Origin of the sequence: Streptomyces sp. NPDC018031 (assembly GCF_044327625.1) — a bacterium.
Lineage (GTDB): Bacteria > Actinomycetota > Actinomycetes > Streptomycetales > Streptomycetaceae > Streptomyces.
On sequence record NZ_JBIRFT010000021.1, the window covers coordinates 36,898 to 58,042 of the forward strand.

General features: G+C 70.8%; 17 protein-coding genes and 3 pseudogenes. 15 read left to right on the top strand and 5 right to left on the bottom strand.

The genetic code is table 11. The annotated features are described in order from the left end of the window. The first annotated feature begins 71 nt into the window (after nucleotides 1-71). The 5 genes from ACH4B3_RS30330 to ACH4B3_RS30350 all read left to right on the top strand — a co-directional run bounded on the left by ACH4B3_RS30330 (nucleotide 72) and on the right by ACH4B3_RS30350 (nucleotide 6,688). Nucleotides 72-1,640, top strand: a complete 1,569-nt coding sequence (locus ACH4B3_RS30330) for a S8 family peptidase (RefSeq protein ID WP_398468260.1) — start codon at nucleotides 72-74, stop codon at nucleotides 1,638-1,640. 135 nt (nucleotides 1,641-1,775) lie between these two features. Beyond that, entirely contained in the window at nucleotides 1,776-3,242 is a 1,467-nt protein-coding gene (locus ACH4B3_RS30335) for a trypsin-like serine protease (RefSeq protein WP_398468262.1), read from the top strand. A gap of 510 nt (nucleotides 3,243-3,752) precedes the next feature. Further along, nucleotides 3,753-4,046: a hypothetical protein gene (locus ACH4B3_RS30340; protein WP_398468264.1), complete on the top strand. Its 294-nt coding sequence runs from the start codon at nucleotides 3,753-3,755 to the stop codon at nucleotides 4,044-4,046. A gap of 454 nt (nucleotides 4,047-4,500) precedes the next feature. Then, nucleotides 4,501-5,142 (top strand): carbonic anhydrase, encoded by a 642-nt coding sequence (locus ACH4B3_RS30345; RefSeq protein WP_398468266.1) that lies wholly within the window; start codon nucleotides 4,501-4,503, stop codon nucleotides 5,140-5,142. Nucleotides 5,143-6,079: 937 nt separating this feature from the next. After that, nucleotides 6,080-6,688 (top strand): TetR/AcrR family transcriptional regulator, encoded by a 609-nt coding sequence (locus tag ACH4B3_RS30350; RefSeq protein ID WP_398468268.1) that lies wholly within the window; start codon nucleotides 6,080-6,082, stop codon nucleotides 6,686-6,688. A gap of 2 nt (nucleotides 6,689-6,690) precedes the next feature. On the opposite strand, the gene ACH4B3_RS30355 is transcribed toward ACH4B3_RS30350, so the two are convergent. After that, nucleotides 6,691-7,809 (bottom strand): DUF418 domain-containing protein, encoded by a 1,119-nt coding sequence (locus ACH4B3_RS30355; RefSeq protein WP_398468270.1) that lies wholly within the window; start codon nucleotides 7,807-7,809, stop codon nucleotides 6,691-6,693. A 542-nt stretch (nucleotides 7,810-8,351) separates the two neighbouring features. Further along, nucleotides 8,352-10,505 (bottom strand): hypothetical protein, encoded by a 2,154-nt coding sequence (locus tag ACH4B3_RS30360; protein ID WP_398468272.1) that lies wholly within the window; start codon nucleotides 10,503-10,505, stop codon nucleotides 8,352-8,354. Nucleotides 10,506-11,217: 712 nt separating this feature from the next. Between ACH4B3_RS30360 and ACH4B3_RS30365 the strand changes: the two genes are divergently transcribed. Further along, nucleotides 11,218-11,376 carry a hypothetical protein gene (locus tag ACH4B3_RS30365; protein ID WP_398468274.1) on the top strand — a complete coding sequence of 53 codons (159 nt, stop codon included), beginning with the start codon at nucleotides 11,218-11,220 and terminating at the stop codon, nucleotides 11,374-11,376. Nucleotides 11,377-11,401: 25 nt separating this feature from the next. Here ACH4B3_RS30365 and ACH4B3_RS30370 read toward each other — a convergent pair. Then, nucleotides 11,402-11,602 (bottom strand): annotated as a pseudogene (locus ACH4B3_RS30370) (DinB family protein); the annotation flags it as partial. A gap of 68 nt (nucleotides 11,603-11,670) precedes the next feature. Next, nucleotides 11,671-12,609, bottom strand: a complete 939-nt coding sequence (locus ACH4B3_RS30375; protein ID WP_398468276.1) for an AraC family transcriptional regulator — start codon at nucleotides 12,607-12,609, stop codon at nucleotides 11,671-11,673. Nucleotides 12,610-12,713: 104 nt separating this feature from the next. Between ACH4B3_RS30375 and ACH4B3_RS30380 the strand changes: the two genes are divergently transcribed. The 9 genes and pseudogenes from ACH4B3_RS30380 to ACH4B3_RS30420 all read left to right on the top strand — a co-directional run. Next, a complete protein-coding gene (locus tag ACH4B3_RS30380; RefSeq protein ID WP_398468278.1) occupies nucleotides 12,714-13,394 on the top strand; it encodes an NAD(P)H oxidoreductase in 681 nt (226 codons plus the stop codon). A gap of 177 nt (nucleotides 13,395-13,571) precedes the next feature. Beyond that, a pseudogene (locus ACH4B3_RS30385) lies at nucleotides 13,572-14,045 on the top strand (carbonic anhydrase); the annotation flags it as partial. Nucleotides 14,046-14,622: 577 nt separating this feature from the next. Next, entirely contained in the window at nucleotides 14,623-16,158 is a 1,536-nt protein-coding gene (locus ACH4B3_RS30390; RefSeq protein WP_398468280.1) for an alanine/glycine:cation symporter family protein, read from the top strand. Nucleotides 16,159-16,431: 273 nt separating this feature from the next. Continuing rightward, the gene (gene nhaA / locus ACH4B3_RS30395) at nucleotides 16,432-17,757 is read left to right on the top strand and encodes a Na+/H+ antiporter NhaA (protein WP_398468282.1); all 1,326 of its coding nucleotides are present in this window, start codon (nucleotides 16,432-16,434) and stop codon (nucleotides 17,755-17,757) included. An 87-nt stretch (nucleotides 17,758-17,844) separates the two neighbouring features. Beyond that, nucleotides 17,845-18,225 carry a hypothetical protein gene (locus tag ACH4B3_RS30400; RefSeq protein WP_398468284.1) on the top strand — a complete coding sequence of 127 codons (381 nt, stop codon included), beginning with the start codon at nucleotides 17,845-17,847 and terminating at the stop codon, nucleotides 18,223-18,225. 66 nt (nucleotides 18,226-18,291) lie between these two features. Continuing rightward, complete coding sequence (locus ACH4B3_RS30405) at nucleotides 18,292-18,477, top strand: hypothetical protein (RefSeq protein WP_398468286.1); 186 nt, start codon at nucleotides 18,292-18,294, stop codon at nucleotides 18,475-18,477. A gap of 127 nt (nucleotides 18,478-18,604) precedes the next feature. Beyond that, nucleotides 18,605-19,558, top strand: coding sequence for a response regulator (locus ACH4B3_RS30410; protein ID WP_398468288.1), 954 nt, complete (start codon nucleotides 18,605-18,607; stop codon nucleotides 19,556-19,558). A 31-nt stretch (nucleotides 19,559-19,589) separates the two neighbouring features. Continuing rightward, nucleotides 19,590-20,009, top strand: coding sequence for a hypothetical protein (locus ACH4B3_RS30415; RefSeq protein ID WP_398468290.1), 420 nt, complete (start codon nucleotides 19,590-19,592; stop codon nucleotides 20,007-20,009). Nucleotides 20,010-20,307: 298 nt separating this feature from the next. After that, a pseudogene (locus ACH4B3_RS30420) lies at nucleotides 20,308-20,516 on the top strand (IS110 family transposase); the annotation flags it as partial. 237 nt (nucleotides 20,517-20,753) lie between these two features. On the opposite strand, the gene ACH4B3_RS30425 reads toward ACH4B3_RS30420, so the two are convergent. Then, nucleotides 20,754-21,128 (bottom strand): VOC family protein, encoded by a 375-nt coding sequence (locus ACH4B3_RS30425; RefSeq protein WP_398468292.1) that lies wholly within the window; start codon nucleotides 21,126-21,128, stop codon nucleotides 20,754-20,756. Nucleotides 21,129-21,145 lie beyond the last annotated feature (17 nt).

Sequence of the window (21,145 nt, forward strand, 5' to 3'; positions counted from 1 at the left end):
CCTCGACCCCCCACCCGGCAGCCACTCCTCGGGTCCGGTCCGCCGGGCATCGAGCGGGAGACGGAGTAATCATGCGAAACAGATCTCTGAGCGGAAGTCGGCGCGCCCTCGCGGCGGCCTGCTGCGCCGCCGCCCTGACCACCGGCGGTGTGGCCGCCGCCGAGAGCCACCAGCGTCCCGCCGACCGGGCCGAGGCCGGCGTCGTCCAGGCCGACCGGCCGGTCGCCGGACAGTACGTCGTCGTGCTGGAGGACGACGCCCCCAAGGCCGCCCGCGGCCATGCCACGACGCTGGCCGACCGCTACGGCGCCGAGGTCATCAGGACCTTCTCGGCCACCTTCAACGGATTCGCGGTCCGTGGCGCCGGCGAGCGGGAGGCCGCCCGGCTGGCGGCCGATCCGTCCGTGGCGGCGGTGTACGAGGACGGCACCGCCCGGGCCGCGGGCGAGCAGCCCAACCCGCCCTCCTGGGGGCTGGACCAGATCGACCAGAAAACCACCAGTCTCGACAAGAAGTACGCCTACCCGAACACCGCCGACGCCATCACCACCTACGTCATCGACTCCGGGGTGAACAAGAACCACAGCGAGTTCGAGGGCCGGGCGGAGTCCGGCTACGACTTCGTGGACAACGACACCGACGCCGCCGACTGCTTCTGGCACGGCACCCACGTCAGCGGCACCATCGCCGGCAAGACCGTGGGAGTCGCGAAGAAATCCAGGATCGTCGCGGTGCGGTCCCTGGGCTGCAACGGCTCGGGGCCGGACTCGGCCACCGTCAGCGCGCTGGAGTGGGTCGCCACCCACGGCAAGGCTCCGGCGGTGGTCAACATGAGCCTGGGCATGGACACCGCCGGCGTGGGAGACCAGCAGGTCAAGGCCCTGGTCGCCAAGGGCTTCACGGTCGTGGTCTCGGCCGGCAACAGCGGGACCGACGCCTGCGGCGTCAGCCCGGCCCGGGTGCCCGAGGCGATCACCGTCGGCTGGATCGACAAGGGCGGCAGCCGCAAGGGCAACTACGGCAGCTGCCTGGACCTGTTCGCACCGGGCGGGAACATCCACTCCGCCGACCACACCGGCGGCTACCGCACCGGCAGCGGCACCTCGATGGCCTCACCGCACGTCGCGGGGGCGGCGGCGCTGTATCTGCAGGCCAACCGGAGTGCCACACCGCAGCAGGTGCGGGACGCACTCGTCGGCGCCGCCACGCCCAACCTCGTCACCAACCCCGGATCCGGCTCCCCGAACAAGCTGCTGTACACCGGGTCCATCGGCGGCGGCCCGCAGCCGGAGTGCCAGACCCGGGCCAACGACGAGGACGTGGCCATCCCCGACGCGGGCGAGGCCGTCACCAGCAGCATCCGCCAGGAGGGCTGTGCGGGCCGGGCCTCGTCCGCGCTTCCGGTGAAGGTCGACATCGACCACCCCTACAGCGCGGACCTGGCGATCGATCTCGTCGGGCCCTCCGGGGCCGGCCATCCGCTCAAGCGGGCGGGCGGAGTCGGCTCGGCGGACGGCGTACACCAGACCTTCACGGTCGACGCCTCCGCCGAGAACGCCGACGGCGTGTGGCAGCTGCGGGTCACCGACGTCCACCGGTACGACACCGGAAAGCTCACCGGCTGGTCCATCGCCTTCTGACACCTCCGACCGCCCAGGGCCGGTCCTCGGCTGGGGCCGGCCCTGGGTACCTCCCCACCGGATCGCCCGCCGGGGACTGTCCCGGCGACCTCTCGTCCGCCCACGTCCTTCCCCTCACCCCGCGAGGAATCGTCCATGAGAACACGACACCTGGTAGGAACCCTGATCTGCGCGCTGGCGGTGGCCGTCGCGCCGGCCGCCGTGCCGGCGGCGGCGGATCCCGCCCCCGCGCCGGCCACCGCGGCCAATCCCACCGACCAACTGCGTCCGGACCGCGGCTCCGACCCCAGGGTGGTCAACGGGCAGCGCACCTCGGTCCGTGACAACCCGTCCGTCATCACCGGCCTGCGGGTGGGCGGCGGCGGCCCCCAGGGCGCGTCCTGCACCGCCTCGGTGGTCGGCAAGCGCAAGATCCTCACCGCCGCGCACTGCATGATCGACGTCACCGGCGAGAAGAGCTACCTCTACGGCGACGACGACCTGAACACCCCCGGCGACGAGAGTTTCCGCACCAAGGTCGCCTCGTACAAGGTGCATCCGAAGTACACCGGCCCCAACAGCTGGCGGCAGGGGTACGACGTCGCCGTGGTCACCACCGAGGACGACATCCCGGTGCCCGAGAGCCAGTGGGCCAAGGTCGCCGGTTCCTCCGACGCGGCGCTCACCGAGCCCGGCAGGTCGGGGACGGCGCTCGGCTACGGCAAGGTGGCCGTCGGCGGCTCCTCGGGAGTGCTGTACAAGACCACGATGCCGGTCAACGACGCCGGCCGGTGCCAGGTGTTCGACATCAAGGTCAACCCCGACGTGATGGTCTGCGTCGGCTACGACGACGGCCGCACCGCCACCTGCTCGGGGGACAGCGGCGGACCGTTCACCGTGGATGGCGTCGTGGTGGGCGTGGTCTCGTGGGGGTCGAGCAAGTGCGACCGCTACAGCATCATGGCGCGGCTGACCAACGAGATGGGCGACTGGGCCAAGGCGCAGATCGGCGGCGGCCAGCCGGGAGACGGCAAGTTCTCCGTGGAGCTGAGTCCGTCCAGCGGGCGCGTCGCCCCCGGCAAGCACGTGTCCACCACGCTGGCCAGCCAGGCCGGTGACGCGGGTGCGGAGAAGATCGACCTGTCGGCCACCGGGCTGCCCACCGGCGCGAGCGCGGTGTTCCAGCCCGCGTCCCTCACCTCCGGCGGCACGTCCAAGGTCACCTTCGAGACCTCGGCGCAGACGCCGGCCGGCGCCCACACCGTCACGGTCCACGCCAAGGGTGCCTCCGGAACCAGGACCGCGACCTACACCCTCACGGTGGGCGACGGGGGCGGCACCGAAGGGCCCAGGCCCACGGTCTCGCCGGCCTCGAGCACCGTCAGCGGGGGCCGGTTCGTCAACGCCGACGTCACGGTGACCGGCGGACAGGGCGCCAGCAAGCTCAGTGCCACCGGGCTGCCGTCCACGCCGACGTTCTCCCCGCGGTCGGTCCCGGCCGGCGGTACCTCGCGGATGACCGTCATGGCCCCCTACCAGGCGGGTACCTACAAGATCACGGTCACCGCCACCGACGAGGGGGGCAGGGCCGGCAGCGCGGACTACACCCTGACGGTGCGCTGAACGGCTGAACCACCGTCCTGCGCGGGGCCCGTGAACGACGTCGTTCGCGGGCCCTCCGCCACACCCGCGGCGGGCGCGTAGCCGTTCACCACCGCGTGGAGTATGGCGTACCGCACCGCTTCCGGGTCCAGGGCCGGCAGCTCGGAGGCGTCCTCCATCCGGCGGCGAGCGCCCGATGGCCCGCACCTGCTCGTCGACGCCGTGGCCGGGTCGGGTGACCGACATGCGCTCCGCGTCACAGCCCGGTCAGGAAGGCGGAGCCCGGCACGCTCAGGGGCTCCTCCCGCTCCCAGGTCGTCCGCAGTATGAGATGGCCTTCCGAGGGGCGGCCGGATTCTGCGAGCATGCGGTCATGCAGCAGCAGCTGATTACCAGCGGCAGCGTGCCGGCAACCGGTCCGAGGGAGTGACCCTCCCCGACTCACCGCCCGCACGCAGACCTCTCGCGCCTCGCGAGGGGTCTTTTTCGTTCTCCGGCCCTACCCGGCCTCCCTCGACAGGACCACCACCCATGGAACACACCCGGCTCACCGTCACGCTCCAGCCCGGCCACGGAACGCTCGCGCGGCTCGCCGCCACGCTCAACAACCACCACGTGCTGGACCTCGCGTACACCACCGCATCATCGGACTCGGCCACGGCCGTCGTACACGTACCGCAGAGAGACGCACTTCGCGCACAGCACAAACTGCGCAGGCTCATCGACGTGATCGACGTGACGCTGAACCCCCCTCCGCCTGGCATCGCTGATGCAGCAGACGTCCCCACTGCCTGCCAACAGGCCGTCGGCGCGGCACACCCCTGAGCGGTCCGGCCGGTGCTCCGGGGAACCCGACCCTCTCCCGCGCCGTCGCCACCCTGAGTACGTGTCATCAGTGTCGGCGCGCTGCTCGGCGCGTGCGGTGCCTGCCGAGCGGTGCTGGAGGAGACCGACGGTCAGGGCACCGGCGAGGGAGCCGGGCACGGCAACGGCCGAAGGCCACATCGGGTGTCGGGTCCTCTCCCTGGACAGCTTCGGTGGTGGGCTCAGCGACTTTGGCGGCCCCACGGCACGTCTGCGGTCAGAGGCCGGTCCCGATGAGACGGAGTGCCGCGGTCGACCTCGACCAGGTATCGGACCCGGACACGGGAGCCGTCTGTCCAGCCGCCCTGGCGGCTGATTCCCAGCCGCCGATTCGGTTCCTGACCTCGCCCGACACCCGCAGGCGCGGCCGGACCCGGCAGCGCCGCGCGCGGAGCCTGGCCGTAGTCTGCTTCCCATGGCCGATACCCAGACTCTTACGCCGCGTGAAGCCCTGGAGATGCTGCTGGCTGGCAACCAGCGGTTCGTCGCCGGGTCGCCGGAACACCCGAACCAGGATGCCGCTCGCCGTACCGAGGTCGTCCCGGCCCAGAATCCGTTCGCCGTGCTCTTCGGCTGCTCCGACTCCCGTCTGGCGGCCGAGATCATCTTCGACCGCGGGCTGGGTGACCTGTTCGTGGTCCGCACCGCCGGGCACGTCCAGGGGCCGGAGGTACTGGGCAGCATCGAGTACGGGGTGAGTGTGCTGGGTGCCCCGCTGGTCGTGGTGCTCGGGCACGATGCGTGCGGCGCGGTCGCGGCGACACGTGCCGCCGTCGAGGCAGGTGCGGCGGCGGGCGGCTACGTGCGGGATGTGATCGAGCGGGTGACCCCCAGCGTGCTGGCTGCCCGTGCCGCCGGGCACACCGAGGACGCCGATTTCATCGCCGAGCACATCAGGCACACTGTCGACCTGCTGCTGGACCGTTCCCGGATCCTGGCGCAGGCGGTCGAAGCGGGGCAGGCCGCCGTGGTCGGACTGTCCTACCGGCTGGCCGACGGGACAGCCCATCTGGTCACCGTCCGCGGCCTTGAGGTGCCTGTGGACGCGGCTTCATGATGCCGGGTGTCCAGGACTCCGGTACGTCCGCACGACGTGCGGAGCAGTGAGGGGCGAACACGACCTTCCGCGGCGGACCGCACGCGCATCTGGCGGGAACACGAACAACGTCCCTGCCGGTCACCCGAGACGCCCGGGCCCGCGGCACGGCCTGCCCGGTTGACGATCACCGGCCCAGACCCCTCGACCGGCGATGACGCGATGCTGCCCGGGTTCTGCTCGTCGTCGCTGGTCGCTCCGGCTCGCTGGAGGCCGACGGCGGGGGCGCCGAGCCCTCCGGGCGGCTCGCAGCGCGCCCGGACGGTGAGCAGGGCGGCCCACGGGCCGCCCTGGCCGGCGCGGGAGCGGCTCGGACGGCACCGGGCAGCCGCCGACTCAGTGGGCGTCGGCCTCCGGCCGCGGCGACTCAGCTACACGGCCAGGTGCTCGACCACCGACCACGGCACGTCCAGCGGGTAGCGCCTTCCAGCAACCGGCCTACGTAGCCGCCGTTCTCGCTGCGGCGGACGCCGATGACGGCATCGACTGGACGTTTCGGTCGACTCCACCGTCGCGCGGGCCACCAGCACGCCGCTGGAGCGCGCGAACAGGGCGACTCGCTCCGGCGAGCCGACCGATCATCCGTCCGGACGCTCCCGCGGCGGGCTGTGCACCAAGCTCCACCTGGCCGGCCGTGCCCCCTAGCCTTCGCCGTCACCGCGGGCCAGGCCGGGGGCGCACCGGCGTCCAAGTCGATCGCCATCGGAGGTGCCGGACGGCCCCGCCGCGGTCCGTGCGGCGACACGGCGTGGCGGATGCTCGACGGCCGCTGTTTCGGCGGGCTGCCCTACGCGTAGGTGTGTGGGGCAGTGATGTGGTGGCCGTCGGCACGGAGCTCATCGGCCTCGGCCCCGGACGAGGTGACAGCGCGCGGTAGAGAATAAGCGAGACTGCTTTCATGACACGACATGCCGATGCCGACACCCGTCGCGCGCAGATCGCCGATGCGCTGCTGAGCACCGTGGCTGAGCGTGGGCTCGCCCGCACCGCCTTGGCTGACGTCGCCGCGACGGCCGGGGTTTCCGTGGGGCTGGTGCAGCGGTACTTCCGTACCAAGGGCGACCTGCTCAGGTTCGGCGTGGAATGGATATACGGCCGGGCCCGCGAGCGGGTGCGGCAAGTGGAGATCACCCCGCCGGTGCGCGGGATCGTCGTACGCATCATGGAGACGTTCCTTCCGTTGGATGACGAGCGGGAGAAAGAGCTCAAGGTCTGGCTGAGCTTCCTCCATGCCTCGCTGACCGACCCGGAGATGGCCGCCACCCACAAGGCCGCCACTCGCGATCTGAACGACGGTCTTGTGGAGGCGCTCAGCGGCGCGCAGCGTGCAGCCGAACTCGCTGACGACATTGATGTCGCCAGGGAGGCGGCGGCACTGATCGCCTTTGTGGACGGGCTGAGCCTTCACCACGTCGCGACCGGTGAGGGGTACGACGCGGACGAACTACGAGCCGCACTCGTCCGGTACGTCGACCGGCTGTTCGATGGCGAGGTGGCCTCACGCTGACGTCAGGGAGCCTTCCGGAGAGCGGAATGGCCGCGGGACGGGCCGTAGGTGAGCCTGCGGAGCGCTGTCTCGGCGGGACCACGCCGGTTCTTGCGTCGCAGAACGTCGGCTGTCAGCACGGAGCACGCCCATACGATGACACCCACCAGCACGGTTCCGGCGACGCCGAGGTGCCGACCGAGATTCAGCGTGTAGGGCGCGAAGAGACCGAGCCAGGCGACTGACTGCATCAGATAGCAGGTCATCGAACGCTGACCGCAGGCGCTGAGCGCGGTCACGAGCGGCCCGCGCTGCTCGCTGACACGTACCGCCAGCAGCCCGATCAGGGCCGCGTACCCCAAACCGCCGCCGACTCCGCTGGCCATGTGCAGTACGCCTGCCAGCCTGAGCGCGGCCTGTGACGGATCGGTCCACACCAGCGAGGTGATCAGTGCGAGTGGGAGTCCGCCGGCGAGGGCGCTGCCGATTCCGAGCGCGGCCGTGTTGCGCAGGAGCCGCGGGTGGCGGCCGGGTTCTTCCAGGACACGTCGACGGGCGGCCCAGACGCCGAGCATGAACGGTCCAACCGAGACGAAGACCAGCATCAGCGTCGAACCCGGCCAGCCGGTCGCCCGGTTGAGTGCGTCCCGCAGGGGATTCTCAGTCGTGCTGACCACCGTGCTGGCTCCGCCGTCCGTTTCAGCGCCCGCCGCGATCAGGGAGAACAAGGCCGTGCTGATGAGGCACAGCGCCCCGGCGGCCACGAGCAGCGACCTGTCCCTGAACCTGAGCATCCCGACGAACAACAGCGCGATGAGCCCGTAGGCGGCCAGTATGTCGCCGGAGTACAGCAGCACTGCATGGCATCCGCCGAAGACCACCAGCCAGCGGCCGCGCCGTCGCAGCAGACGGCGGACGTCGTGCCACTCCCGCCCCGCAGCCTGTTGCCGCCTGTGGATCTGCGCTACTCCGTACCCGAACAGGGCGGCGAACATGGGGTATCCCCGTGTGTCGCCCATGACGGTGACCACGCCCGCGACGGCCCGGTCCGGTAATCCGCCCTCCGTGGGATAGCCGAGCGGTAGGTAGCCGTCTGCCTGAACATACATGTGCGCGTGGACGACAGCGATCACGAGCAGCATCACACCGCGTGCGAGATCGGGAGCCAGTGAACGCCGACTGGGGGCCACGGCACCCTCGGGGGGCGGGCCCGCGGCATGAGTAGAGGATGTGAGCATGAAAAAATAGTAGCAACTTATTTTACGCGGGGTGAGGCCTTTCCTGGTGGGCTGGGTGGGGTCAGGTCGGGCTGCCGCCCATGAGTGGCCGAGGTCCTGGACGGGTGTTTCCGGTGTGGAGGGCCTGGTGATCAGAGGTTCGGTCAGTTCTACCTGCCGGGGAATGCCCATGGATGGTCCAAGGTGTCCTCGGCCGCTACGACGAAGACGGCCGACAGCGATGCCGTCGGCCGGACCACACCGCTGGAACCGGTTGCCGCCGCCGGCTCGCCGCCCACGTCATCGCCGTCCACCGCCGGAGCGGCCGCTCACACCGACCGGCGGATCGAAACCGTCCACCCCCTCTCCGGCCGTTCCTTGCCCACCCAGGGTCTCCGATGCCGGCGAGATTCCCAGCATCGCCCAGGACTTGCATCATGACGGCGACCTCGGAGTGCGGGAGGCCATCAGTCGTCGTGACTCGAGGCGAGCCGTTCTCGCAGCCGCGCGTGCCGGAACTGGTAGACCGGCCCTACGGTGCGCAGGACGCCTCTGCGGTGGGCGTCGTCGAGGAATCGCAGGAGGCGCAGCGGTGTGCCGTACCGGCGCCGCAGTTGCCAGCAGGCCAGGGCGGCAGACCAGGTGGCGGAGTGAGTGAATCCGATGGTCAGGCCGCCCAGCACACCACTGGTGAGCGCGCTGGGCAGGTCTCCGGTGTGGCCCGCGGCGAGCCGGGGCGGGAGCCAGGGGGCCAGCCACCGCACGGCGGCGCCGCCCGCCAGCCCCGCTCCGACACCGATCACCAGGCCGAGCAGCAGCCCGTATCCGCGGTCGCGGCGCCAACACGCGAGCGGGCCCATCGGACTGTCGGGGGCCGCGGCCGGCCGGCTGACCGCCACGGCGACCACCCCGGCCAGGCCGGCGGCCAGCCCGCCCATGACCCCCGAGGCCACCGCCCCGCCCAGACCGACGAGCACGCCGCCACGCAACCCGCCGGCCAGGCCCACCGCGAGGACAAGGGCCATGCCGCCCCCGAGGCCGACCAGCGCGCCGCCCTTGAGGGCGTCGGGTGCCAGGAGCCGGTCCCACCGCAGTGGCCCCAGCCGCCGGGGCATGCCACCGATGGTGAAGACCCGGGTGTAGACCAAGCTGAAGACGGTGCCGAGGACCAGACCGCCGATCATCCCACCGACGGCCGGGTCGCCTGCCAGAACCGCGCCCAGAGCGCCGACCGCCTGATAGAGAGTGAGGCGGACGAGCCAGGTCGCAACGGTGCGCGGGGAGCGGGGGGTCCACTCCACGAGCTGCCACCACGCCAGGTCCGGGGTGCGCCGGCGCTCCATCAGGGAGGCGAGCCGACCGAGCCACCCGCGGGCCTCGTCCAGCTGGTACCGGGGGACCGGTTGCCCGGTGCGTCTGCGGTAGGCGGACGGCAGCACCCGTTCCAGCAGGTGGTCCTCCACCGTCTCCCGGGTGGGGAACCGGGCAGGGGAGAGCAACTCACCCACCGGGTCGCCCGCCCGGTAGGTGTCGCGCACCAGGGTCAGCATCAGCGGGGTGTCCAGTGCCTGCGCCACCGGGCCGGCGGGGTCGCTCCGCACCGCCTCGGCGACGGCCTGCCAGGGTGCCGGCAAGGGATGGGGCCGACAGCGTTCCAGGTAGTCCGCGGCGCTCGGGGCGTCCACCGGGAGCAGTTCCAGTGCCGCAGCGCCCGCCAGGTGGGTCACCATCGCGGCCCGGACCATCTCCACGCGGCGGCTCAGCAGTACCACCCGGAGGCCGACCTGCTCGTCCAGCGCCTGGAGCGCCAACGACTGCAACGGGTCAGGCAGTTCGTCAAGACCGTCGAGGATGACGGCCACCCGGCCCTCAGCGACGAGCCTGCGCGCGGTGCCGGCGGGGTACTCCCGGGCGGCGAGCAGCGGGTAGAGCGTCTCCACCTGTCGCACCAGCCAGTGCGTGAAGGGCTGGGTCTCCACCTCCCAGCCCTGCAGGGTCAGCAGCACCGGCACCGGCACCACGGCCCTGTCGTCCTCCTCCAGCCGTCCGCGGTGGTCCACCAGGTCCAGGAGCAGCCGGATCGCGGCGGCGGTCTTCCCCGCGCCCGCCCCGCCGACGAGGACCAGCCGCCCGGAGTCCAGACCACCGTAGAGCGGCAACAGGTCCGGCAGGTGGCCGCCCCGCAACTGCTCCGGCGTGACGGCCCGCAGCCCGGGCAGCGGCCGGAACCGGGGCGGATCGCCAGGGCGCCCCACCGCCTCGGCCACCGGACCGGTGATCGCATCCGACGGCCACCGCCAGGCCACGCGGACCGGCGCCGGGCTGACCAGCCGCCGCTCCCGCGCCACCTGCGTCCAGTCCCGGCCGATCTGGACGCACAGGGCGTCAGCCGCACGGTGCAGCGGTTCGCCGTCCTCAGCCGGCACATCCCGGCGCCAGGTCCTGATGAGCCATATCTCCAGGGGGCCGAGCAACCCTGCCACACCGGCCACCGTCCCCAGCAGTGTGGCGGCCGACTCCGGGTCGCTTGCGCGCAGCACGGCGGCGACGGCGGCCACCGCGGCGACGCCCACCAGGACGCAGGCCGCGAGCGCCCAGTGCCGCCGAACGATCCGCCACATGGGCCCGCAGTATGGCACCGTGACGACGCCGCGGTCCGCCGTTCGGCCGGGATTCTCCAGGCTCAACCGCACCTGGCGAGACGGCGGTTGACGTACGCCCCGGGCGGCTCGCCTGGCCCACCGCGGACGATGTGACGGGGGCACGGGAGGATCGACGGCGGCATCACTCCCGGGGGCCGATGCCCCCCAGGCCACAACGCCCCGCCCGCGCCTGCGGGCGCCCCGGACACGACCGGCGGCCCGCCGGGGCTCCGTAGCCGGTGCGCGGGCAACCGCCGAAGAAGCGGTCGGCCAGGCGCAGCGCGTAGCGATGCAGCGAGCCCGGACGGCAAGGAAGCAGGCGGGCGGCGGGAAGCCGGTGGGCGCAGGCCCGCCGTGCACCACGTGGCGGGCACCCCGCACCCTCTCCTCGCCGTAGTGCCAGGCCGCGCGTGCGTCGGGTGCCCAGGTCGGGGACGAAGGCTCTCACGACGACGGAAACGTCTTCGCCGGGCAGGGGGCGGGCTGGAGGTCGGCGATGGAGCGGGGCGTCTCGAAGACGGGCACGATGGTTCCGCCGGAGAACACGACGAAGCCCCGGCAGGTGCCGGGTGCGGAGGCAGGCGGTGCTCGTTGGTGGCGCGCGTTCGGTGGTGCTCAGTGGCGCTTGGCGGGGTGGCCCGGGTCGTCTGGCGGCTTCGCGAAGCCGCAGCCCCGACGCAGGCCGCGTCCCGTGGTCACCTACCGCGACCGCAAGGTGGTCGAACGGCGCTTCGCTCACCTCAAGCAGTTCCGGGCGATCACCACCCACTTCTACGAACTCGCCGACCGCCACCGCGCCGGAACCGTCCTGGCCGCCCCCACCCTCTGGCTCCGCGAACCAGCCCGATGAGCACTTGTCAGACACGCTTCAGCCATCAGCCCGTTCCTACCGGCGGGCGGTTGGCAGCGCGCTGGAGGCGGAGTTGGCCGATTTCCGCAGCGTTCTTCATCAGTTCGGCGTTCACCCAGGCGACCATGTGCGCGACGGTGTGCTGAGGGCCGCTTGGCCACGGGAACGGGGCTGTGGAGTCCAGGACGGCACCGGTGAGCCGGTCCAGTGCCTCCAGCCATTGGCGGGGGCGGCCTGGCGCGCCGTACGCACAGCGACACCCCTGACAAGAGCACCTGGTCGCCGGAACGGAACTCAGGCCGCCGCGGTGCGGAAGGCGCTGGGGCTCAGGCCCTTGTGGCGTTTGAACGCGGCACTGAAGCCGAAAGCGTCGGCATAGCCGACGGACCTTCCGATCTGGGCGATGCTGAGGTCGGTGTCGGTCAGAAGCGCCTCAGCCTCGTCCATGCGGCATTCCGTGAGGTAGGCGAGGGGCGGGCGGCCCATCAGCTTGGTGAAGCGCTTGGCGAACAGCGCCCGGGAGACGCCGGCTCGAGTGGCCAGCGACGCCACCGTCCAAGCCTCGGCGGGCCGGTCGTGGAAGGCCTGCAGTGCGGGGGCGAGGACTGGGTCGGCGAGGCCCCGGTACCAGCTGGGCGCGTCGGCACCGGCCTGGTTGAACCAGCTGCGCAACGTGCACACCAGGGCCCAGTCGAGGAGCCGGTCCATCAGCGCCTGCGAACCGGAGGAGAGATGGGCGGCGTCGGCGGCGGCCGTCTCCAGCCAGGCACAGACCTCGACGTCCTCCTTCATCACCAGGACGGGCGGCAGGGCACGCAGGAGCCGCTCGTGGCGGTGGCCCGAGGCGCGGTAGGCGCCCACGATCAGCGCGGTCGCCTGCTCCGAGTCGGTGCCCCAGTAAATACCGCCGAGTTCCTGGGCGGTGCACTCGGTGTCCGTGGTGAAGCAGGCGATCTCGTACGCGGCATGGGGGCCGTGGACAGTGGTGGGATGGTCGGCGAGATGGAACGGTGCGGGGCCGCGCACGATGGCCGTGTCGCCCACGCCGACCGCTCGCTCGGTGCCGTCGGGCAGCAGCAGGGTGCCCCCGCCGCGCAGCACGCTGATCATCGTGAGCGGTCCGTCGTCGGCGAAGCGGATGGTCCAGGGCGCCGTCAGTACGGCGTGGCTGACGACCGAGCCCTCGGCCCGGATGCCGCTCAGTAGCGAACTCAAGGGATCCACGGGACGCATCGTAGACGATCTCCTATGTTCCAGAGCGTTTCTCCCATGGATCATCTACGTCACCGCGGCTGTACTGGATTCATCGAATCGACCGAGATCAGCCGGGAGACACCGTGACACAGCACGACAGCCATGCCAAGACAGCCCTCGTCGTCGTCGCACACCACCGCACAGACTCCCTCACCGCGCACACGGCCCGCCGTGCCGCCGCCCGACTCGAAGCCGCCGGATACCGCATTGACCTGCTCGACCTGCACGCCGAGGGGTTCGACCCCCGGATGAACATGTCGGACCAGCCGGACTGGGGCAACAGGGAGAAGGCGTATTCGGACGAAGCGCACGCCCATATGCAGCGCATCCTCGACGCCGATGTCGTCGTCGCGGTCTTCCCGGTGTACTGGCAGAGCGTGCCCGCCATCCTCAAGGGCTGGATCGACCGCGTATGGAACTACGGGTTTGCCTACGGCCGCAGCAAGCCCCGCCTCGCCGGCAAGCGCATGCTGTGGCTGGGCCTCGCCGGCGCCACTGCCGACGATCCCATCGTGGAAGGGATGCAAACCGTCCTCGAAACCAATCTGAGCGAAGGCATCGCCTACTACTGCGGCTTCTCCCATTCCACCGTCGGCCTGCTCACCGACGCGGAGGAGCGCCCGCAGCGCGTCGACGCCGAAGGAAACCTCCTGGTCGGTGAAGCGGTCTCGGGCGCTGAGCGAGAGGCACAGTACGCCGAACTCGACCGGCGTGCAGGGGAGTTCGTGTCACAGTTCGTCGCCGAGGAAGTTGTGGCGGTCTGACCGCCAGGGAGACATACGTGGCCGTGGACGACCTGTGGGTGTCGGACGTCAGAAGTCGAGCTGGTACTCCAGGGCTCTGGCCCTTCTGATCACTCGGAGTCAGTCGGGTGAGGCCCCGCAGAATCGAGGTCCCGGACCGGGTCCGGGACCGACCACGTCAACGGCGACAAGACACCTTCCCGTCTGGCGGCCGAGATCATCTTCGACCGCGGGCTGGGCGATCTGTTCGTGGTCCGCACCGCCGGGCACGTCCAGGGGCCGGAGGTACTGGGCAGCATCGAGTACGGGGTGAGTGCGCTGGGTGCCCCGCTGGTCGTGGTGCTCGGGCACGATGCGTGCGGCGCGGTCGCGGCGACACGTGCCGCCGTCGAGGCAGGTGCGGCGGCGGGCGGCTACGTGCGGGATGTGATCGAGCGGGTGACCCCCAGCGTGCTGGCCGCCCGCGCCGCCGGGCACACCGAGGACGCCGATTTCATCGCCGAGCACATCAGGCACACTGTCGACCTGCTGCTGGACCGTTCCCGGATCCTGGCGCAGGCGGTCGAAGCGGGGCAGGCCGCCGTGGTCGGACTGTCGTACCGGCTGGCCGACGGGACAGCCCATCTGGTCACCGTCCGCGGCCTTGAGGTACCTGTGGACGCGGCTTCGTGATGCCGGGTGTGCGGATACCGGAGCCTGCCACCTGGACCGGGTCAGACCATCGGCCTGGCCAGACACGCGCCCGCGTGAACCGCGCAGCGCTTCGGTGCCGGAAGCCAGCCACTTCGCACTCGACCGGGATCGCGCACTGCGGTCCGGCGTGGTGTCGGTGAAGGCGGAAGCGGCCATATGCGAGGCACTGCGGCTGCGGGGGAGCTGCCGACACCCGATGGCCAGAGCAGAAGCGCTTCGCCATCTAGGTGTCCGATGAACGGATATCTCTAATCGAATAACGGTCTGATCTCGCTCGCAGGCGATTTCCGCGATCACGGCAAGTTATGTGATCTGCGTCACTAAAGATTTGGTAATGGGCGTGGTAGAACTGCGCAACTCCGCAGGTGGCACCACCCCTCGCCGCCCGGCGGAGCATTCGGTACACACACCGCCAGTACGGCCAAGGTGATCACGGTCCGAGTCCGCGGACCGCCACCTCTGGCATTTGCCGATCGGACAACGGCGTTCGCTCAAAGCCCGCACATCGACCGGCACGACTCCCGTGTACCGGTCCCTGCGCCACCGAGGTAGCCACGTGTCACTCGACTCCGTCACCAAGTCCGTCGACGAATCCGTCAGCGGCTTCGTCGAGCCCATAGCCGAATGGCTCGGAGAAGTCGTCTTCTACTCCGTCCCCGTCAACGGCACGGAGCTCCCGCTCATCGTCGCCTGGCTGGTCGTCGCCGGACTCGTCTTCACCACCTGGTTCGGGTTCGTCCAGGTGCGCAAGTTCCGCCTCGCGATCGACGTGGTGCGCGGTAAATACGACGAGAAGGGGTCGGCAGGTGAGGTCAACCACTTCCAGGCGCTGACCGCCGCGGTGTCCGGCACCGTGGGTCTGGGCAACATCGCCGGTGTGGCCGTGGCCGTGTCCATCGGTGGCCCTGGCGCCACTTTCTGGATGATCCTGTGCGGCCTCCTCGGCATGGCGACGAAATTCGTCGAGGTCACCCTTGGCGTGAAGTACCGAGAGGTGCACGCCGACGGCACCGTCTCGGGCGGGCCGATGCACTACCTCCCCAAGGGCCTGGCCGACCGCTTCGGCAAGAACGGCAAGACCCTCGGCAAGGTTCTCGCGATCCTCGCCTCCGCCATGATCCTGTTCTTCGGCCTCTTCGGTGGCAACCTCTTCCAGGTCAACCAGAGCTACGCCCAGCTGGTCTCCGTCACCGGCGGCGAGGACGGCGCCATCGGCTCCTCCGCCGGCGCGCTGTTCTTCGGCATCGTGGTCGCCGCGCTCGTCGGCATCGTGCTGCTCGGCGGCATCCGCTCCATCGCCAACGTCACCAGCAAGCTCGTCCCCGCCATGGCCGGCATCTACATCGTGGCCTGCCTGATCGTCATCCTGGTCAACGTCACCGCCGTGCCTGACGCACTGGTCTCGATCGTCGAGGGCGCCTTCAACCCCGAGGGTGTCGCCGGTGGTGTGCTCGGCGCGCTGATCATCGGGTTCAAGCGCGCCGCGTTCTCCAACGAGGCCGGCCTCGGCTCCGCACCGATCGCGCACTCCGCGGTGAAGACCAAGCACCCCGCCAGCGAGGGCCTGGTCGCCCTGCTGGAGCCGTTCATCGACACCGTCATCATCTGCACGATGACCGCGCTCACCATCGTCATCGCCAGCCCCGACAGCTGGGGCGAGGCCCGAAACGGTGAGTCGATCGGCGGTGTCACGATCACCTCCGACGCCTTCGAGACGGTGCTGCCCTGGTTCCCGTACATCCTCACCGTCGCGGTGATGCTGTTCGCCATCTCGACCGTGCTCACCTGGGGCTACTACGGCCTCAAGGCGTGGACCTACCTGTTCGGCCGCAGCAAGGCCAGCGAACTCACCTACAAGGTGGTCTACACCGTGTTCGCCATCGCCGGCTCCCTGTTGACCCTGCAGACCCTGATCGACATGGCCGACGCGGTGCTGTTCATGCTCGCCGTCATCAACATCATCGGCCTGTACCTGCTCGCCCCGGTCGTCAAGCGGGAGCTCAACTCCTTCCTGGAGTTCGTCCGTGCTCGCAAGGCCGGAGCCACCGAAGAGGCCGACGAAGACCAGGAGCCGGTGAAGACCACCGTCTGACCGCCCCCCGGCGGCCCGGCTCCTGAAGCGGGCCCGTACACGTCCGACGCCTTCGTGTACGGGCCCGCTCGCCTCTCTGTTTCACCAGGTGAGAAGCCCTCTGGTGGCGCCACTGAAGAAACGTTAAGGTGTAAAGAACGCGTCAAGATCGTGCGGATGGCGGACGGCATCGAGCCGACGGCAATCCACCGTGAACGCGGGGTGTGCCGGGAAGTCTGGTCGGCGTCCGAGGGCCCGTGTGCCCTGAACCCGATGCCCCGGAGGTACTCCCCGATGGCTGCCGCCCCGCGCGAGCGCTCCCCCTTCCTCGGCCTGTTGCCGCTGCCGGAGCGCACCGCCGTCACTCAGGCACTGAGAACCGAAACCGTCGGTGGGCTGGTCCTGCTCACAGCCGCAGTAGCGGCGCTGATCTGGGCGAACACTCCCTGGAGCGGCGCGTACGAGCGCATCCGCGACTTCCACTTCGGCATACCCGCACTCGGCCTGGACCTGTCGGTGGGGCACTGGACGGCGGACGGACTGCTCGCCGTCTTCTTCCTCGTCGCCGGCATCGAGCTGAAGCGGGAACTGGTCGTCGGTGAACTGCGCACCCCCGCGACGGCGGCCCTGCCGGTGATCGCCGCGATCTGCGGCATGGTGGTGCCGGCGGCCCTGTACGCCACCACGGCCACCGTTACCGGAGGCAGCATGGACGGCTGGGCCGTGCCGATGGCCACCGACATCGCCTTCGCCCTGGCGGTCCTGGCCATCCTGAGCACCCACCTGCCCGCCGCGCTCAGAGCCTTCCTGCTCACCCTCGCCGTCGTCGACGACCTGGGCGCCATCCTCATCATCGCGGTCTTCTTCACCAGCGATCTGAACCCCGCCGCGCTCGCCGGAGCCTTCGCCGGCCTGGTCGTCTTCCACCTGCTCCAGCGGTACCGGGTCACCGGCTGGTGGTGGTACGCACCGCTCGGCGTCACCATCTGGGCGCTGATGTACAACGGCGGAGTCCACGCCACGGTCGCAGGCGTCGCCATGGGACTGATCCTGCGCACCACCCGCGACGAGGACGAAGGCGAGACCACCTCACCGGCCGAGCGCACCTCCCATCTGCTCCACCCGTTCTCGGCCGGCGTGGCGGTTCCGCTCTTCGCGCTCTTCGCCGCCGGAGTGAGCGTCTCCACCACCGCACTGGGCGAGGTCTTCACCCGGCCCGAACCGCTGGGCGTGGTGATCGGACTCGTGGTCGGCAAGACCGTGGGAATCTTCGCCGGCACCTACCTCGCCGCCCGGTTCACCCGGGCCCGGCTCAACCCCGACCTCGCCTGGGCCGACGTCTTCGCCCTCGCGGTACTGGCCGGGATCGGATTCACCGTCGCGCTCCTCATCGGCGAACTCGCCTTCCCCGACCCCGCCGGCGCCGACACGGTCAAGGCCGCCGTCCTGATCGGCTCGGTCATCGCCGCCCTGCTCGCCGCGATGCTGCTCAGACGCCGCAACCGGGTCTACCGCCGCCTCTACGAGGAGGAGAACCGGGACGACGACCACGACGGCATCCCCGACATCTACCAGCACCCGCGCCCCACCACCGCACCACGAGCCGCGAACGACAACTGACCGGACGACGAGACCAGCACCCAAGGCAACCGGGCTGACGAGGACACTCGCCGGCAGGGACACTCACACGACACGGGGGATGACGACATGATGAGTGCGGCGGACTTCGACAAGCAGTTCCGCGAGCAGGCCAACCAACAGAGGCAGTGGGGCCTGCGGGTACTGGCCGCCGGTGCCGTGCTGTGGGGGTGGTTCGCTTACCTGGTCATGTTCCCCTACGACATCGAACACGGCAGCGGTCCCGACATCGAATGCGACGCGCTGCTCTTCGGCGACGGGCCCACGGAGCTGTGCGCGGAGCACCGCCCCTGGTGGGAGGCGCTCGCCGTGCTCGGCGTGTCCATCCCGGTGACGATCCTGGGAGCCGTCCTGTACGTGATCGCGGTCGCCAGTCTCAACGCCAGCCGGTACCGGCGGGATATGGCGTACTTCGAAGCCGAAGCGACACGGGAGGAGCCTCACGGCTGAGCCAACGGCGTACTGAGGTTCGACCCGAGCCGCCGCGCGGGCACAGGCCAGCATGCCAGGGAAACGGTGAGTCGTACGGTCGGGCAGCTGGCCGCGAGGTCCCGCAGGGCGAGTGCCTCGCTGCCGTCAACCGACAGTGGCCCACTCCTCGCCCTCGGCCGGCTCGCGCTGACCGCCCTGGCCGGACGGGCGGAGGACGTCGCGGCCAAGGGCCTGACCGTGCGCGAAGGGCGGATCGACGACTTCGCGTAGGTGCGGGGCAGCCGGACGCTGCCGCGCCGTGTGGCCGACAACGTGGTCGACAACGCGATCACGCACACGGACCCAGGGGGGCTGGATCGGTGTCGCGGTACGGGCCGAAGGAGACGACGCGGGCGCAGTGTCCCTCGTCGTCGAGTCCAGCGGACCGGTCCTCGATCAGCGGCAAGTGGCGGATCTCGCGCAGCCCTTCCGCCGCCTCGGCGCCGACCTGGCAGGCACCGGCCGGGGCAGCGGCCTCGGCCTCTCCATCGTCGCGGCCGTCACCCGGGCCCACCACGGCATCCTGGACCTGCGCGCCCGCCCCCGACGGCGCCTGCGGGCCACCGTCACCCTCCCTCGTACGGACACCGCAGGGCGACGGCGGAGGCCCCCGGCACACCGACGCTCGTGGCGCGTTGAGAGTCCTGGTGGTCGAGGACGCCCGCCCCTCGCCGAGGTCATCGCCGAGGAACTGCGCGACCAGAGCATGGCCGTGGACCTGGCCCACGACGTGCTCGACGCCGTGGCCAAGCCGGACGTCAACCCGTACGACGTCGTCGTGCTCGACCGAGACCTGCCCGGCATCCACGGCCACACCCTTTGCCAGGTGATCACCGAGCGGGACGGCCGCGTGAGGGTGGAGCCGATCGGGTGGACGCTCGCAGCAGCGGCGAGCTGCCGGTCGCCGGGGGAGGGGAGACATCGGTGTCGCTGCGGCCGCCGGTGCGCCGGGTGGTGGTCCGCCGAGGCGGGAACGATGCCGGGCGGGCGGAACCGGGCTTCGCCGTCACGCGTCCTTCTCCGGCGACACCGTCACCGAAACGGCGGTCGGTGGACTGCACGGACCAAGGCAGAAGGATGCGAGCGGGGGAGAAGGTCAGGTGTGTCGACGGACGGCGGGCCGGGTGTGGCCGGCCGGCGTAGTGGCGATGGGCGTGGTGGCCGCCCTCGCCGGATGTGCCGGGGAGGGCGACGACCGGGCGTCCGGGGAACCTGTTTCGTTCGGTTCGGCCTGGGACCGCGAGGCGGATCCAGGGACTCCGCACGACATCGGTGGCCAGGGGGTGCCACGCCTCCGGCTGCGACTGCCTGACGGTGTGGGTATCAAGAAGGGCCATGTTCCGGTGACTGTCCCCGGCACGCCGGCCGAATGCCAGGTGCCGCCTCAGCGTGCCGTCGACGACGACTGGAACGTCTACTACTCCTGGTTCTCCGTGCCCGTTACCTGTGGGGTCGACAAGGAGAGGAACGAGAACCCGCACAACGGCCTGCACCCCCGCTACCGGACCGCCGCGGATATCCCGCCCGCGGTGAAGAAGACCGCTCGTACGGTGACCACCCCGCTCGGCCCGGCGCGGGTGTTCACACAGAAATACTGGAGAGCGACCAACGAGTATCGCTCCTTCCGCGAACCGTTCGTGGTCATTACCCTGGACAAGCCCGCCGACCCTGAGCACCCGACCCTGGTGTTCACCTCGGAGGAGGCCGAGATCACCGAGAGCGACCTGGTCCGAGTCGTCACCAAGGACCTGGCTCCCCGCTGACGGTGGCCGCGGCCGCGAGGCGCGGGTCCACCAGGCCACAGCCCTGGCCATGGCGCCCGTGGGGCCGAAAATGACGTGGTGGCGAGCTGTGGAAGCGGCGGCCGGGTCGAGCGTGCGTGGTGAAAGCCACCGCATTCGCGGGGTCTGTGATGGTGGTAGGAAGGACACGGGACAGCCGACCGTCACGGTCCACGCCAAGGGTGCCTCCGGCACCAGGACCGCGACGTACACCCTCACGGTGGCGACGGGGGCGGCACCGAAGGGCCCAGCGCGGCTTCGACGCCCAGACGGAGCGGATGTCCTCCTGAAACGCGTGATGTTCCTCTCCGCGTTCGCCGCCCTGCACGACCGCCTCCCGCGGCTGCTACGACCGCTGCCGGGCCCGCGGAAAGACCCACACCCAAGCCCTCCTCCCGCCTGGCCCCCCACCGCATCAGCGTCCTCTTCGCCATGCTCCGCGACGGCGCCTTCTACGAATCCCGCAACCCCGGATCAGCCACAGCATGACCAGCTCGGCCTTGAGGAAGGACATGGAGGCACTCCCCGGATCACCGCGCGCCCGTTGAGGGAGCCCGCGCGGTGCGGTGCGGCCGGGTGAAGCCGGGGCCGAGGCCGCGCTACCGGCCCCGGCCCCGGGGTCCCCTGCGGAACCGTCGCTCCCGCACCCCGGGGCGGAGCGGGCCGCCCCTTCGTGCGTGCCCCGGCCTCGTCGTGGGGGGGGCCGGAGGCAGTGCGGGGACGGGCTCAGTTCGTGTGCGTCGACAGGCAGAAGGGATGACCTGCCGGATCCAGGAGCACCCGCCACACGTCGGGCCGCGGCTGGAAGGACGGCAGGACGGCACCCAGGGCGAGCATCCGCTCCTGCGCGGCGTCCAGGTCGTCGACGCCCAGTTCGAGGTGGGCCTGCTTGCTGTGGGCAGGATCGGGCCAGGCCGGGGGCTGGTAGCCCGTCTGACGGATGAAGCCGAGCCCAGGGGCTCCCGCCCGTCCCAGCAGGACGAAGTCCTCACTGCGGTACAGCACGGGAAGGTCCAGGGCATCACCGTAGAAGCGGGCCAGCTCGGCCGGGTCGGGGCAGTCGAAGTCGAAGGACAGCAGACGGATCGTCGGGCTACTCATGGAAGCGGACCGTAGGC

Excerpts from the sequence above, each read along its gene's own strand:
- ACH4B3_RS30330 (WP_398468260.1), top strand. The coding sequence starts at position 72 with ATGCGAAACAGATCTCTGAGCGGAAGTCGGCGCGCCCTCGCGGCGGCC.
- ACH4B3_RS30335 (WP_398468262.1), top strand. The coding sequence starts at position 1,776 with ATGAGAACACGACACCTGGTAGGAACCCTGATCTGCGCGCTGGCGGTG.
- ACH4B3_RS30340 (WP_398468264.1), top strand. The coding sequence starts at position 3,753 with ATGGAACACACCCGGCTCACCGTCACGCTCCAGCCCGGCCACGGAACG.
- ACH4B3_RS30345 (WP_398468266.1), top strand. The coding sequence starts at position 4,501 with ATGGCCGATACCCAGACTCTTACGCCGCGTGAAGCCCTGGAGATGCTG.
- ACH4B3_RS30350 (WP_398468268.1), top strand. The coding sequence starts at position 6,080 with ATGACACGACATGCCGATGCCGACACCCGTCGCGCGCAGATCGCCGAT.
- ACH4B3_RS30355 (WP_398468270.1), bottom strand. The coding sequence starts at position 7,809 with ATGCTGCTCGTGATCGCTGTCGTCCACGCGCACATGTATGTTCAGGCA.
- ACH4B3_RS30360 (WP_398468272.1), bottom strand. The coding sequence starts at position 10,505 with ATGTGGCGGATCGTTCGGCGGCACTGGGCGCTCGCGGCCTGCGTCCTG.
- ACH4B3_RS30375 (WP_398468276.1), bottom strand. The coding sequence starts at position 12,609 with ATGCGTCCCGTGGATCCCTTGAGTTCGCTACTGAGCGGCATCCGGGCC.
- nhaA (WP_398468282.1), top strand. The coding sequence starts at position 16,432 with ATGGCTGCCGCCCCGCGCGAGCGCTCCCCCTTCCTCGGCCTGTTGCCG.
- ACH4B3_RS30400 (WP_398468284.1), top strand. The coding sequence starts at position 17,845 with ATGATGAGTGCGGCGGACTTCGACAAGCAGTTCCGCGAGCAGGCCAAC.
- ACH4B3_RS30425 (WP_398468292.1), bottom strand. The coding sequence starts at position 21,128 with ATGAGTAGCCCGACGATCCGTCTGCTGTCCTTCGACTTCGACTGCCCC.